The sequence below is a fragment of the Paenibacillus polymyxa genome, from assembly GCF_015710975.1.
GTDB lineage: Bacteria > Bacillota > Bacilli > Paenibacillales > Paenibacillaceae > Paenibacillus > Paenibacillus polymyxa.
Map to the genome: position 1 here is coordinate 113,072 of NZ_CP049783.1, position 13,091 is coordinate 126,162.

At 34.4% G+C, this 13,091-nt stretch carries 17 protein-coding genes; 7 read left to right on the plus strand and 10 right to left on the minus strand.

Features of this window, described 5'->3' with window-relative positions; genetic code table 11:
• Positions 1 to 94: 94 nt before the first annotated feature.
• Positions 95 to 1,594 carry a DEAD/DEAH box helicase family protein gene (locus tag G7035_RS00560; RefSeq protein WP_019686721.1) on the minus strand — a complete coding sequence of 500 codons (1,500 nt, stop codon included), beginning with the start codon at positions 1,592 to 1,594 and terminating at the stop codon, positions 95 to 97.
• A gap of 1,555 nt (positions 1,595 to 3,149) precedes the next feature.
• On the opposite strand from G7035_RS00560, the gene G7035_RS00565 reads away from it, so the two are divergent.
• Positions 3,150 to 3,518 carry a DUF6173 family protein gene (locus G7035_RS00565; RefSeq protein ID WP_019686718.1) on the plus strand — a complete coding sequence of 123 codons (369 nt, stop codon included), beginning with the start codon at positions 3,150 to 3,152 and terminating at the stop codon, positions 3,516 to 3,518.
• Between the two features lie 495 nt (positions 3,519 to 4,013).
• On the opposite strand, the gene G7035_RS00570 is transcribed toward G7035_RS00565, so the two are convergent.
• Both G7035_RS00570 and G7035_RS00575 read right to left on the minus strand, forming a co-directional pair.
• A complete protein-coding gene (locus G7035_RS00570; protein WP_019686717.1) occupies positions 4,014 to 4,442 on the minus strand; it encodes a hypothetical protein in 429 nt (142 codons plus the stop codon).
• A gap of 25 nt (positions 4,443 to 4,467) precedes the next feature.
• The gene (locus G7035_RS00575; protein WP_019686716.1) at positions 4,468 to 4,728 is read right to left on the minus strand and encodes an HTH domain-containing protein; all 261 of its coding nucleotides are present in this window, start codon (positions 4,726 to 4,728) and stop codon (positions 4,468 to 4,470) included.
• Between the two features lie 140 nt (positions 4,729 to 4,868).
• Here G7035_RS00575 and G7035_RS00580 point away from each other — a divergent pair, with 140 nt between their 5' ends.
• Both G7035_RS00580 and G7035_RS00585 read left to right on the plus strand, forming a co-directional pair.
• Positions 4,869 to 5,096 carry a transcriptional regulator gene (locus G7035_RS00580; protein WP_019686715.1) on the plus strand — a complete coding sequence of 76 codons (228 nt, stop codon included), beginning with the start codon at positions 4,869 to 4,871 and terminating at the stop codon, positions 5,094 to 5,096.
• 16 nt (positions 5,097 to 5,112) lie between these two features.
• Positions 5,113 to 5,319, plus strand: a complete 207-nt coding sequence (locus G7035_RS00585) for a helix-turn-helix transcriptional regulator (protein ID WP_019686714.1) — start codon at positions 5,113 to 5,115, stop codon at positions 5,317 to 5,319.
• Between the two features lie 87 nt (positions 5,320 to 5,406).
• On the opposite strand, the gene G7035_RS00590 is transcribed toward G7035_RS00585, so the two are convergent.
• From G7035_RS00590 to G7035_RS00610, 5 genes are all read right to left on the minus strand, one after another.
• The gene (locus G7035_RS00590; protein ID WP_019686713.1) at positions 5,407 to 5,742 is read right to left on the minus strand and encodes a hypothetical protein; all 336 of its coding nucleotides are present in this window, start codon (positions 5,740 to 5,742) and stop codon (positions 5,407 to 5,409) included.
• Between the two features lie 110 nt (positions 5,743 to 5,852).
• Positions 5,853 to 6,233, minus strand: coding sequence for a hypothetical protein (locus G7035_RS00595; RefSeq protein WP_019686712.1), 381 nt, complete (start codon positions 6,231 to 6,233; stop codon positions 5,853 to 5,855).
• Positions 6,234 to 6,262: 29 nt separating this feature from the next.
• Positions 6,263 to 6,469: a hypothetical protein gene (locus tag G7035_RS00600; protein ID WP_019686711.1), complete on the minus strand. Its 207-nt coding sequence runs from the start codon at positions 6,467 to 6,469 to the stop codon at positions 6,263 to 6,265.
• A 309-nt stretch (positions 6,470 to 6,778) separates the two neighbouring features.
• Positions 6,779 to 7,096 carry a hypothetical protein gene (locus G7035_RS00605; RefSeq protein WP_019686710.1) on the minus strand — a complete coding sequence of 106 codons (318 nt, stop codon included), beginning with the start codon at positions 7,094 to 7,096 and terminating at the stop codon, positions 6,779 to 6,781.
• Between the two features lie 113 nt (positions 7,097 to 7,209).
• A complete protein-coding gene (locus G7035_RS00610; protein WP_019686709.1) occupies positions 7,210 to 7,605 on the minus strand; it encodes a hypothetical protein in 396 nt (131 codons plus the stop codon).
• Positions 7,606 to 7,856: 251 nt separating this feature from the next.
• Between G7035_RS00610 and G7035_RS00615 the strand changes: the two genes are divergently transcribed.
• Both G7035_RS00615 and G7035_RS00620 read left to right on the plus strand, forming a co-directional pair.
• Positions 7,857 to 8,294 carry a helix-turn-helix domain-containing protein gene (locus G7035_RS00615; RefSeq protein WP_019686708.1) on the plus strand — a complete coding sequence of 146 codons (438 nt, stop codon included), beginning with the start codon at positions 7,857 to 7,859 and terminating at the stop codon, positions 8,292 to 8,294.
• A gap of 267 nt (positions 8,295 to 8,561) precedes the next feature.
• Entirely contained in the window at positions 8,562 to 9,017 is a 456-nt protein-coding gene (locus G7035_RS00620; protein WP_019686707.1) for a helix-turn-helix domain-containing protein, read from the plus strand.
• Between the two features lie 175 nt (positions 9,018 to 9,192).
• Here G7035_RS00620 and G7035_RS00625 read toward each other — a convergent pair whose 3' ends face one another.
• Positions 9,193 to 9,585: a hypothetical protein gene (locus G7035_RS00625; protein ID WP_019686706.1), complete on the minus strand. Its 393-nt coding sequence runs from the start codon at positions 9,583 to 9,585 to the stop codon at positions 9,193 to 9,195.
• 27 nt (positions 9,586 to 9,612) lie between these two features.
• The gene (locus G7035_RS00630; protein WP_019686705.1) at positions 9,613 to 9,768 is read right to left on the minus strand and encodes a hypothetical protein; all 156 of its coding nucleotides are present in this window, start codon (positions 9,766 to 9,768) and stop codon (positions 9,613 to 9,615) included.
• 425 nt (positions 9,769 to 10,193) lie between these two features.
• Between G7035_RS00630 and G7035_RS00635 the strand changes: the two genes are divergently transcribed.
• Together G7035_RS00635 and corA are read left to right on the plus strand one after the other, a co-directional pair.
• Positions 10,194 to 11,420, plus strand: a complete 1,227-nt coding sequence (locus G7035_RS00635; protein ID WP_019686704.1) for a site-specific integrase — start codon at positions 10,194 to 10,196, stop codon at positions 11,418 to 11,420.
• Between the two features lie 624 nt (positions 11,421 to 12,044).
• Entirely contained in the window at positions 12,045 to 12,980 is a 936-nt protein-coding gene (corA, locus tag G7035_RS00640; protein WP_013370115.1) for a magnesium/cobalt transporter CorA, read from the plus strand.
• Positions 12,981 to 13,091 lie beyond the last annotated feature (111 nt).

The following is a 13,091-nucleotide window of genomic DNA, read 5'->3' on the forward strand; positions in this document are numbered from 1 at the left end:
AAAACCTTATTAACATTGGAATTTTGCAATAGTGTTCTTCTCTTATATAGAGACTTATCCAATAAAAAGCACCAAAAGCATCTAAAAAACCTTATTAACATTGGAATTTTGCAATAACCCAATAATATTTATCGTGATTTGGATTAGGCTGACCATTACTCAAAGTCCTTCTCTTGTCTCTGTTTTTATAACTGATAACATACGGTATTTCGTTTTCAGAGAAATATACATTTAGTGATTTAGCAGATTTCTGTAATCTTTTTCTACCATCACGTAGACCTATTTTTTTCACCAATTTGTCCTGATCTTCTTTATATAGTCGTTTATTAATTAACGTGTCTAAAAAGTCTGATAAACTTACTTTCTCATATGTATCATCTAACACTGTATATGTTTGTTGCTGAAGTTTGCTTTGAATGTAGTTCATATATCCATTTTCTTCTAATAGCATACTTTCATAAAGCTCCTTATCATAGTTTTCTTTAAAAAATCTCAGCTCATTAATTGTCTTTTTGTAACCTGTTTCATCATCAGACAAACAATCATACACTATTTTGTTATTGGTCTTCTTTTTGTATTTTTTCACATACTCTGCTGCACCATTTTCTTTCAGATAAATTGCTGGGTTAATCTGTATTTCACAATCTCTAATTAATTTATTTATCATCTTATCAGATATGTCCTTGATGATCACAGTAACTTTATCTCTCTTATCAATGATTCTTTTTCTACCCAAACATTGAATTAAAGTATCTACATCACCAATATCGGCAATTACGTATTTGATCGCTCTGTCTTTTAGATTAACACCATTATCTAACGTAGAAGTTGTGAAAAGAAACTTTTCAGCGAACTTTTCTTCTGTCAGCATGTTCATTACTTTATCTTTGTCCACATACTTTTTTTCTTTAGTTGTACCAGAATCAGAACAAACAAATAATGAATTTTTAAATGTTTCGTGTAATGCTAGTCCTTTGGCTGAACTTTTATTGAAACAGATTGCCTTCTTATTTTTAGGCACAGTACCTAGAAACTTTTCTAGCACTTTGTCGTTCTTATAGAAAATCAGTTCTTTTATATGACTGTAATCATGAGGTATAGAGTGACTTTCATGTTCTATATTTTTGAATTTTAAATAGGAAATCATTGCATCAGCAGTTGCAGACATAAATATGCGAATCTTATTTTTCTCCTTGATTATTGCGTTAAATGAATCTTCTGTGTTCTCATTAAATTTTGATTCCGTCAAGAAATAATGAAACTCATCGCATACTAGATACTTATATTCTTCGTTTACTACCACATTGTTATGTATAAGTTCCCATTCATATTTCTGATAGAGTCGAATAGTTATCACATCAGTTTTACAATCTCGTTCTATTTCTTTTTGAAATTGTTCATTTAACCTAGTCCTATTCAACAAGAATAAAATTTTAGAGCCTTCTTCCTTTGCCACAGGGTAAAGTCCATTTTTAATGAAATGACTTTTGCCTACTCCCGTACCAGCTTCTATTGTAATAATATCTCCACGTTGCCACTTGTGCATATGATCCTTTAGCACATCTGAAACAGTAATCCTTTTATTCCGAGCCAATCTCTCACCCTCTCTGATTTATTGAGCTACAATCAGCTCCTATGAACATTATATGATTAGCGGTCTTACATGTCAACATATTTCATTATATTTAATTATTTTTCTGTATTGGATTTGTAGTTATCAGTAAACCCGTATCGAGAAATGAACTATTTTGATTAATAATCCGTATATATAAAGGAAGAAACTCGATTATGGTGTCGGAAGTATCGAAGAAACTATTGGTATCATTGTGTTTTTGGACAGTTTTGGAGTGAAATTAGAGAGAGTATACATAAAACAATTAAAAATGTGGAGAGAAAAGTGGCTATTTGTATAGGTGTTTTCGATAAGGGTGTCGATACGGGTAGGATAAAACTGTACCATATTATAACGTAAATAAGAGTGATACAGTCATGAGCAATAGTGATTGAAAATTATAGTTGGGTGTCGGAGTGGAAGTGCTACAGCATTATTTGGTAATTTTAACACTAATTACGATTTTATATACCCCCCACTACCCTATTCTAAATGAGGTAAAACCACAGTTGTAGCGCATTTAGATACCATATAAGTATAGTTATGTAGTATATGTGATTTGGCATTAATTTCGATGAAAATCGTTGACATTATGATATGATTATGCTTATTAATTTGTAAAAAATTTCAAAATAATATGACCAAAAAACAAAACTGTTATAGTGTTATTAAAAAATCTGTACCAGTGCAAGACGCATCGCCTATTATAATAGGAATCGCGGAACGTTTGTGTTATAGTTAGGATTCACTAACCATATACTATCATCTTGTCCTACTCTACTCGCCAACTATGTTCATGCTGTCCTACTACTCACCAGTATCATATCCACATCATAACTACAAATAACACCTAACTTTCAACATACAAAAATAAATAAATACTTGAATATAATGAAATAACGTGGTATAATTATATATGTAAGGAAGAGAGGTGGTGACAACATGAAAGAATACATACCTTACATTATCAGCACTCTAACCTTAATCCTAACGTCAATCAAATTCATTCTTGACGAAAAGCGAGCAAGACGAAAGGAACGGCTTGAACTATTGGACAGGCTAAAGGATGCTGAAAATGAAAAGAGTGCATTTCCTCCACGAAAGGAAACACACTCAAAACGGTAAAGCTTCACAACTAAGGGAATCGAAAGTTGGTTCCCTTAGAACCACACCTACATATTACCACAGTTATTGACTATAGACAACGTAAAGGAGGAATTTGACCATGAAACGATTCATCAAAGGTCTATCGAATGTTTATGTATTATTGCTCATCACTGCTATCGCTTCAATGTTTTTCGTCTATCCATCCCAGCAAACCAATATACTTATGAAAGCAATATCAATCATAACCGCTGTATTATGTATAATCGGATTGGTACGTTACAGAAAGAATAAATAAATACAGCAACCAAGCACACAAGCAATACGACACAATGTATAACTATGATTTGACAATCTTAATCCAATATCGAATTGCCATTCTTATCCGCATCTTATGGTACAATATAGCTAAACTATTGATAGGATGGGGCAAATGAATATGTCTGATAGGTACAACAAATTTCTTGCATCACAGGCAAGACTTAATAAAAAGTCGGATTATGCAAGTGATTACCATGAACGTATAATAGAAATGATAGCAGACTTTGAAAGTGAATTAGACGATACTCAAGAGGTGGGCATGAGACTTGTTACATTTGGACAAAGTGTTACCTTTCATGTTCAAAATATTGGCTACTATGATCCTTATCTAATTCGATTTATAGGACAGCTTGAAGATGGTTCACCAGTTGAATTGGTTCAACACGTTTCACAAATTAGTTTCTTACTTATGGCTGCTAAAAAGCTTGATCCTGAAAAGCCAGCCAACAGAATTGGCTTTATCCTTGAGGAAGAAAAGTAAGATAATAAAACACAAACAAGCCTAGATACCGTTATGGTCTAGGCTCTTTACTATGCTTATCAGTAGGGGTCAAGTTGACCATCGCTTGTTTAACACTGTGTTAAACTGTTGGACTGTTGGACTTAACGTCCAAGTTAATTATTGTACACAGCATACAACTTTTGCGAGGTCTGTAACGAACCTGACAAATCATATTGAATACACAGGCAAAAAGGACAACCATTACAGGTCATCCACTTTACAATATATTCAATTCATTACCCTAATCACAATGAACACCCATAATGTTATACAACTAATCAGCGTTGCTTTATCTTTCATTCTCCACTTCATCGACATATCACCCTTTCAAATGTATGTAGACATGTTAGCCTTGGTACTCAACTCTATCTGTTTGGAATGCTGTAGAAAGCTCCAATATATCCAGATCCGTTCCAAGGGAATGTATGATAACAGACCCATCCTTTTTAACTACATGTATATGCTTCAACGAGTTCATACCGTGACACCATGTAACGCTTTAAGAAACGTTATAGGATTGATTGAATCTGGATTAAACACGTTGTTATCTGCATCCAATACATTGAACAAGTCATCAACAACTTGAATACGGTCAAAGTAAACATAGCTTTTCTTGCTTCCATTCATACGGTAACTGTATCCACGTCTAAAACATTCAGCCTGTACCAATTCATCAAAACTATCCGAACAAGTTTGATTAATGTAAATATTATATCCACAATTTTCATTATTTTTATTTATGTATTTTTGTATTTCAGCTACAGTTTTAGGTGATACGTCATATATAGTTATTGCAATTTCATTATGTGAAACAGGTAATCCAGCAACAATCAATTTAGGAAACGCAGTTTTAACCTCTTTTTCTTTAATCTTTGCGACTGTACCTATTGGCATATGATTCATTATATATCGCTCCTTTTTATTATTATTATTTGTTCGATTCATTATTTTCGATTACTTCCAAAGGTAAGCTATCTTTCATTTCATTCAGTCCCCAAAGTCCTGCTCTGATTTTGAAAAAGTATTTTTGGTTTTGAACAATCCTTCTTATAGTTGCATCTGGTGTTTTAGTTTTCCATTCTACTCCCTCAACTTGTCGAACATCTACATACAACTCTTTAAGCGTTGCATATCCACCTTTTTGTTTCATTGCTTCAATTACGGCTTGCGTTTGAGTTACCTTTGTCATTTGTTGTTCTCTCCTTTTGTATTCCTCTTGATATCTTTATTATATAATAACCACTAGTGTTTAGCAAGTAGTATTTAATTGTTAATCACAATTATTTTTTGTATAATAGATTCAATAATATAATGGAGGAATACGTTTTTATGCTGAAGGTTACACCACGTTTAGGAGAGGTATTGAAAGAAAAAGGTTATACATCGCAATTGTCATTTTGTAATGAACATGGAATCAATCAAAGAGCTGTCAATTCGTTTGATAAAAGTGTTCAACATAAAAGTGTTAATTTGTTCGCAATAGCTAGAGCGCTAAATGTTAATGTGGAAGAATTGTTTAAGGTTGAGGAAGTACCAGACGAAGAAACTACAGAGTAATTAGGATTGAGGACACATGAAAATTACGCCAAGACTAAACGAACTATTAAAAGAACATGGATACACAAGCCAACTACAATTTTGCAAACAGCATGGTTTGTCACAACGTTCAGTGAATCAATTTGATAAAAACAAAGCATTCCACATTAAAACCTTGTTTGCAATATCGTCTGCATTAGGCGTTAGTATCAATGAGCTGTTTATAGTTGAATATGATGAATAAAAGAAAAGAGCCATTTGTATTGTGGCTCTTTGTGTATTTTAAGCTTTAGTGTTGCTTTTCAATTTTCAAACCTATGCTATTAAGGTATTAAATAAAAGGTTCCCATAGTTTCTTCATATTCTCCCATCTTGGCTGCAAGAACTCTTTTACTTTATCCTCATCCTCTTTGTTTACTTTAACTGTACAGTATTGATAATCGCCTATCCGCTGAAGTATCCAAAACATATGTAATTCATCGCTACCTTCGTCATACACTTTCCAATCCCATCTAAAGAGCAAATGGTAATCCATATCTGCATCATCCCATTCTTTCAAAAACTTTTTGAATGAATCATACTCACACCCTCCTTCATCTCCTTTTGTGCGATAATTGCTCAAATTGCAATAGTAGGGATGTTCAACTTCCCACAAATGTTTTGTCATATCTTTTATTCCTCTCTTTTAGAGATACAGTGCTTTTTAAAGTATAGCAAACTATCTTATTTTCACTGAAAATATGATCCCATTTATTTGTTTTCTGTTTGTTGATTTTCCTAGTTCCTGAGATTTTTCGTTTGTTCTTTTTGAATCTTTAATTGCAGATCCTTTTCAATCAATGAATCCTCAAATGCTTCAGCCGCACGATTTAAATCAATATGACTAAGCCCTACAAATACATCATAAAGGACATTAACAATTTGCTTATCGCTTTTCATATGATATTTCATCGACAACATAATCAGTCCTAACACACGCTCAGTACTAAACTCATAAAAATCTTTATATCCTGCCTTCTCATATCCTGCTTTATACGCCTCTTTTAATGCTTCTTCGAATAGGTCTAATGCCTTTTCTTGTTTAAGTGACATTCTTTTTGGATATAGTTTCTTTTGAATGTTATAGCGAAACTGTCTTTCGTTTATCATTTTTTGCAAGAAATCGCCCTCTTTTTTATCCGTATAATTTAAATACTCATCATTGTTATAGTATTCTTTTGCTTAGGACTGATATCATTCAGTACAAAACGCGCTTTATTAACCAATTGTTTAGTCTTGTCATCACTAAATCTCAACTGTCTACAAACAATAGCTAGATAGCCTAAACACGATTCATTATCCCATTGGGCTGGTTCTTCCGGTGGCTCAACCTCTGTGTAAAATATTTTCGTCATATTTAACACTCACTTCTGTCACAAATTGGGCTTAATACTTCAGCTAATGCAATCAATCCATTAGTGAATAGTGTAGGAACCCACATGTTATGAATCGACTCAGGTAGGTGTGTAATCATCTTTTCTAATGTGAATAAGGTTAGATTATTGATTGGTATTAGGATATATTTAATCATTGTCAATTTACGTTTCCCTTCAAAGTGATGCTTTACATAATTCCAATACATTGTTGCTCGTTTCCAGTACAGTGTTACGTACCCACAAGTGGGCATCATCATTTCGCATCTTGTTGCGAATAAAATGGCAATTTTACATTGATTTTAGTTCTTCTTTGTAGGGTATAAGTGCATCCCAAATCTCTACATTAATAGCTTCTAAGTAATTCTGTTCTTGTGAATACGAAGGTTTGTCTATGTCCAAGCAATCAATGATTGTCTGTAGCTTAGGAATCTTCTCCTTTGCTTTCTCCAGATAAGAAATATACAGTATTGTCGTTGTGTTATATTCGGGAAAGTATTTAGCCAACATTTGACGCATTAACAAGTAATCTTTAGCTTTCCACTTTTTACGTTCTTTTTTACGAAGTCGATCATAATCATCTATCCATTGAGATAATTGTTCATCCAATTCCTTTCACCTCATAAATGTTATTAATTAGTTGTTATATGATTTAACAGGACAGATATGACCTATGATGAGTGAAGTATGTAGTTTGACCTGTCCTGCTATGTATTATTGAATTAGATGGATAATGCCACAGTTAACGATGAAGAATATTTGCCTTTTTTAAAGTATGCATCATAGATAAGTTCAGGGTTGTCCGTTTTAAAACGTCTAATCTTGACCGCCTTCATTGGTTCCTGAAACAATTTCTCCAATGCAGACTGTTTATCTCGATAATAATCGTAAACGAATGTTGCTTTATCGGTATAGCTGTAGGAATCAATATCCTCTTTTCTCATTTTAGCGAGTAATGACAATTCAGGTACGCTACCGCTAGTTTCAAACAGTAACCGTTCAACAAACTCATTTAGTCGTTCAATCGTTTTGAGATGAAACTTCATCAGGTCGATAATGATCGTTGCTTTAGGTGAGATTTCGAGTTCAATCATAACTTTTTGTAATTCCGCGTCCATGTTGTACACCCCTTTGTTGGTATTGGATTGAGTTGGTTGCGGCTTTGTTAATGTGATTGTCATATGTATCAGTTCCCTTCAGATTAGGTCGTTTAACCGTTTCGTTTAACCTTGTTTACACTTCGAATTATACTGTCTGTTTAACCAACTGTCAACACTATTAAACAAGATTATTTTATTCTGTTAAGACTTTTTTTGCTTTTTTTGTAGTACAATATGTTTAACGAATATTACAGGAGGAAAATGTATAAATGGAGCATTTTGGTTCTTTCCTCAAATCAATAAGAGGTGACATGAGTTTGCGAAAGGCTGCTGAAAAAAGTGGTCTAAGCCACACCTATATAAGTTTTCTTGAGAAAGGTGAACATCCTAAAACCCACAAACCTATCAACCCAACTCCTGACACGTTGAAGGCATTAGCACTTGCATATAATTATCCTTATAAAGATTTGCTACTTAAAGCGGGATACTTGAGTAATCAGTATTCCTTAGATTTTGAAACAGGTGGGACACGCCCAGCAACAGTTGAGGAAAGTTATTCGGATTATCTTACTGACAAAAGATATAAAGACAACGATATAAGGAAAATTCTTTATGAAAATGATGACTTGAACTATGGTGGTCGAGTTTTAACTATGAGTGAAAAAGAACGTATAATTCAACTGATTCCAATTTTGATTAATGAATAATTTCATGGATCAATCATACAGTGCCATCCTAATTTTCAGGATGGTTTTTTGTTGTATTGCGGATGAATTTAGCACGAATTTTGGATTTTGGTTGTAGACCTCCTTTTTGTTTATTATATTCAATCGAATTTATCATTAAAACGTTCGATATAATAGTTATAGTCCATTTTTTCGATTGTGTCAAACATTAAAATGATTAAATGAAGTGAATTTCAATTCATTTTTCTGTTATAATGAATGAAACAATAGTCGAAGTGAGGGAAAAAAGTGTCTACAGTCAACAATAATTTAAATACAATCGGAGAAAGATTATTTGTACTTCGTAAGAGCAAAAACTTGTCTATGCAAGAACTAGCAAGTCAATTGCTTATTCCTGTTTCCCGAGTAGATAATAAAGATATAGTTAGATATAAAGCCGTAGCTCAATCGACAATAAATAATATTGAAAAAGACATAAACAAACCGACTTCGGATATAATCATTGCCATATGTAATTTTTTTGACGTTTCGGCAGATTGGTTTTTAACTGGCAAAGAATACGAACCCAGAAAAGAAGAACAAGTTAAATTTTCCGCTTCAATCAAATTAGACGATAACTATGACGAACACAATGACATGCAACGTTTTATTTATGAAACGGCTATAAACTATGTTCAAAGCGATGAATTCACTGAAAAAATCACAAAAAAAATAAAAGACAAAATCAAAAAAGAGGATTCCTAAATAATGGAGTCCTCTTTTGTTTTGTACAGAATATTCAATTGGCTTTTAACAAGTTAACAAAACCATTGATATGACTGGTGTTAATACTGAAATTAATTCAGCATTTAACCAACGGAGAATTCCGTTCGTCTTGATTCCACGAATTTAAGTGTTCTTTTCACATAACGAGAAAACCCTACTCATACACCTTCAGAAACGTATCCAACACATTCGCCACGTCAGCGCCTACCTTACAGTTTAAGCTGCCATATTGATGAAATAATAGATATGTCTCGGAATTGAATTGTGAGCTAATTTGCCTATACTCAGCGCTTGTAAATATGATATTGCGATGCTTTGCTATATGCTCTAATGCTGTTCGATTAAAAACTAACGTTAGGTCGACAACAAACTCAATTTGCTTGTAGTTAACCACCAGTGATACATATTTCTCCTTATGATACAGCAGCACTTCGATTCTAGGCTCTTGTGTAGTAAAGGTAAAGGGATTACCTCTCAACTCGTTAACGTCCCATACAATGACAATATGATCGTCTCTACCGTTCTGAATAACAGACACGCGCTTCAAAGTTTCCCCTACTCTCTACTATGTATATTATTTTTCTAACATTCTATCTTGCATCCTAATTGGCAGATCCCATCCTAAATATTCAGTTACATATAAAACTAGAATAACTGCAAGGACAGCCAATACAAGGAATATCCATTCTCTTCGACTTTTTGGTTTTATTTTGTCCCATAATTTCTTCATGGTGTCAACCCCTTAGATGCATATGATTTAAGTTTACTATGGGCATGGTAAGGTTGACCAATTGAAAAAGTTTACAATTAAAAAAAAGACACCCCAAAAGGATGACTTTATGTTCCAGAGAACCATCTAAATATTTTTTCAAAAAAGCTTACAAATTCATCAGATGATTCAGGTAAGTTTGAGAAAAAATAAATTAAGTAGAGTACAGCTATTATCAAAAGTATTATTTGTGTAATCGAGATATCATTTTTTGATGAATTCAATAGTTTTAGTCTCCTTAATATGTTGTTATCCCCATTCTATCACGTTCTATATATGCTATTCAAACAAGCATCTTATCACTTTCTGTTGCAAAAAACGATATATGTGATATGATTATTTTGTTTCATTATATTTAATTATATTTATATTTTGGGAGGGTACTTATGTCAAAAGGTTCAGTCAAACTTGATGAAAAAACAGGTACATATTATTTCGTTGTGGACGTTGCGAAGAAAGGTGAGCCACGAAAGCAGAAAAAGGAACGAGGATTCAAAAGAAAGAAAGATGCACAAGCAGCTTTAACGGATTTATTAGCTCAGGTAAACAAAGGAGAGTACATTGAACCAAGCAAGATAAAATTTACAGATTATATGTTGAATGAGTGGTTAACTGAGAAAGAACAAAACCAACATATGACTAGGCTCACAGTTGACTCGTATAAATCATACATTACAAATCACATTGAACCTTTTTTAAAAAGCAAAACGCTTGGAGAGTTAACCACTAGTCACATAAAAGGACTCGTGAAGTATTTAAAGACGAAAAAGAGTCCACAGAACAATAAACCGCTCTCAGACTCAACTGTACAACGTATATATAATATTGTTGTGACTGCATTAAATTATGCTGTAAAAAATGAATTGATAAAAGTCAATCCAGCTAAAAAAGTAGATCGTCCTAAAATAGCAAAGAGAAAATTGACCATCTGGAACGTCGAACAGATTCAAAAATTTCTGAGCAGTTTCGAATACAGTCGTCACTACGTTGCTTTCTTTTTAGCAATACACACAGGAATGCGGCAGGGTGAAATACTTGGACTTCCTTGGAGCAATATCGATTATCAGAATAGAATAATAATGGTGACCCAGACTTTGGAGCATGATGGAAAGGGTATTAAGCAAGGAGCGAAGACTTCTTCAGGGGTTCGTCCAATCGCTGTTTCGGATGAGGTAATCGAAGTGTTACAGAAACAACATGAAAGAGTTTATTTAGAAAAAGAAATGGCTGGAGAAATGTATGTAGACAATGATCTCGTGTGTTGTACTAATATCGGTAAACCAGTATTCCCTGACACTTTAACAAAGATGATGCGAAGAAAGATAAAAGAATTGGAACTACCACCTATTCGATTTCATGACCTTAGACATACATCGGCTACATTAATGTTATCCATTGGAGTTCATCCAAAAGTTGTTTCTGAAAGATTGGGACATAGCAGTGTAGTAATTACATTAGACACTTATTCACATTTGCTTATGAATATGCAGTCTGATGCAACAGAAGGATTAAGCAAGTTATTGAGCAATAAAGAAGAAACAGAACCAGTAGAAATTGAAGAAAATTTGTGTGACCAAAAATGTGAACAGACCACTGAAATTAAGAAGAAGTAGTAAGCAAAACCCTTGATACATAAGGATTTTTTGATAAGGCTATAATAAAATCATCTTATCTGCTCTTGATAAGATTTCGCTATATTCATTTTGGGTTCACAAAGTTCTTGTTGTTCACTTTAATGCATCGGCTGGGCTTCGTCAAGATGGACTTGTAAATTTGTGCCCTGCATTCACATTTTGTCTACCTTTTCCATAGGTTAAATCATATCCCCCCTTTCGCAGAAGCTCATATGACTGCTGTTGATTTAGCCCATGATTTTGCCCTTGAAAGGCCGTAGGCCGAGCGTTATACTATACAAGTGCTAATAGGCAAAAATACGGTGCAACAGTGTAGATTAGAGTGTTTTCTTCGATACTGTGGCAACCTAAAAAAGAACATTTGTGAGGTGAATCCGGAATGGAAGGCGACCCGAGTCCGAATAGGCGGCGATCCCTGAACAACAGCATAGGAATGACTTCAGCTTGCCGAAAGACGGGACGCCAGGCTCCGCATGCTCCAAAAGCCTTCTGCTTTTGATGGTATGCACGCTTACCCGCACCGGCTAACTGGCTAACTGAGTCCATTCCTTATGCTTAAGGTAAACGTATTTCCGTTACGACGGAGCATAAGGAGTGACATATATGAAAATCCGTTTGGTTAACAACGGGGTTTTTACCCCTGTCGAAGAAATTGAAATGGCGCTCACTGCACCGGCAGAAGGCTTTTATTGGATTGATGCCGATGTCGAGGATCTGACAGTGCTTCAGCCCTTATTTTCTATGCATGATCTTGCAGTAGAAGACTGTTTGAGTGAAGAAGAACAGCGTCCAAAGATTGAAATTTATGAAAGCCATTATTTTATCGTTGTAAATAGTATTCGTTTTGATGATGAAGAAATATTTTTGCGTGCTTTGAACATTTTTCTCGGCCGCCATTTTATCATTACGGTGACCAAGCAGAAAATCAATGAGCTTCGTACTCTCAAGCCTATGCTGTGGGAGCAGGAAGTTAGCCAGCCTGACCGTTTTATGTATCTGTTGGTCGATTTGATCGTTGATAACTATTTTCTGGTTGGTGACCGGATTGAAGTTCGTATTGAAAAGCTGGAAGAAGACATTCTGATGCATACGAAAAAGTCGCACTTGAACGAAATCATCGGCTTGCGCAGTGAGATTTTATGGCTAAAAAAAGTGCTCGGCCCGCAAAAGGAAGTCATCAATACCCTGAACAAACGGGATTTGCGGCTTATCGACGATCAACTACAAAAATATTTTAGCGACATTTATGAAAATGCTGTGAAAATTTCGGAGACTTTCGAAACTTATCGCGACTTGATGGGGAACCTTAGAGAAGCTTATCAGTCAAGTATCGCCAACCGTGCTAATGAAATCATGCGTGTGTTTACCGCCATTACAACCGTATTTATGCCGTTGACGGTCATTACCGGAATATATGGGATGAACTTTGATAATATGCCTGAGCTTCATACACGTTATGGTTATTTTGTCGTCATTGGGATTATGGTGGCACTAGGTGTCAGTATGTTCTGTATTTTCCGCAAGAAGGATTGGGTTTGAATTATTTGGTTTTCAAGCTTGGTCATCAAAAGCAGCAGCCGAGTCCTATGAGGAACTCGCTGCTGCTTTTTTTATGTTGCACCTTATTTGTACTTTAGGACACTTTCAATC

What these genes read in the sequence shown, in the direction of transcription:
- G7035_RS00565 (WP_019686718.1), top strand. Translation starts at nt 3,150, where the DNA reads ATGAATATGTCTGATAGGTACAACAAATTTCTTGCATCACAGGCAAGA.
- G7035_RS00590 (WP_019686713.1), bottom strand. Translation starts at nt 5,742, where the DNA reads ATGACAAAACATTTGTGGGAAGTTGAACATCCCTACTATTGCAATTTG.
- G7035_RS00610 (WP_019686709.1), bottom strand. Translation starts at nt 7,605, where the DNA reads ATGGACGCGGAATTACAAAAAGTTATGATTGAACTCGAAATCTCACCT.
- G7035_RS00585 (WP_019686714.1), top strand. Translation starts at nt 5,113, where the DNA reads ATGAAAATTACGCCAAGACTAAACGAACTATTAAAAGAACATGGATAC.
- G7035_RS00580 (WP_019686715.1), top strand. Translation starts at nt 4,869, where the DNA reads ATGCTGAAGGTTACACCACGTTTAGGAGAGGTATTGAAAGAAAAAGGT.
- G7035_RS00575 (WP_019686716.1), bottom strand. Translation starts at nt 4,728, where the DNA reads ATGACAAAGGTAACTCAAACGCAAGCCGTAATTGAAGCAATGAAACAA.
- corA (WP_013370115.1), top strand. Translation starts at nt 12,045, where the DNA reads ATGAAAATCCGTTTGGTTAACAACGGGGTTTTTACCCCTGTCGAAGAA.
- G7035_RS00615 (WP_019686708.1), top strand. Translation starts at nt 7,857, where the DNA reads ATGGAGCATTTTGGTTCTTTCCTCAAATCAATAAGAGGTGACATGAGT.
- G7035_RS00570 (WP_019686717.1), bottom strand. Translation starts at nt 4,442, where the DNA reads ATGAATCATATGCCAATAGGTACAGTCGCAAAGATTAAAGAAAAAGAG.
- G7035_RS00630 (WP_019686705.1), bottom strand. Translation starts at nt 9,768, where the DNA reads ATGAAGAAATTATGGGACAAAATAAAACCAAAAAGTCGAAGAGAATGG.
- G7035_RS00635 (WP_019686704.1), top strand. Translation starts at nt 10,194, where the DNA reads ATGTCAAAAGGTTCAGTCAAACTTGATGAAAAAACAGGTACATATTAT.
- G7035_RS00600 (WP_019686711.1), bottom strand. Translation starts at nt 6,469, where the DNA reads ATGACGAAAATATTTTACACAGAGGTTGAGCCACCGGAAGAACCAGCC.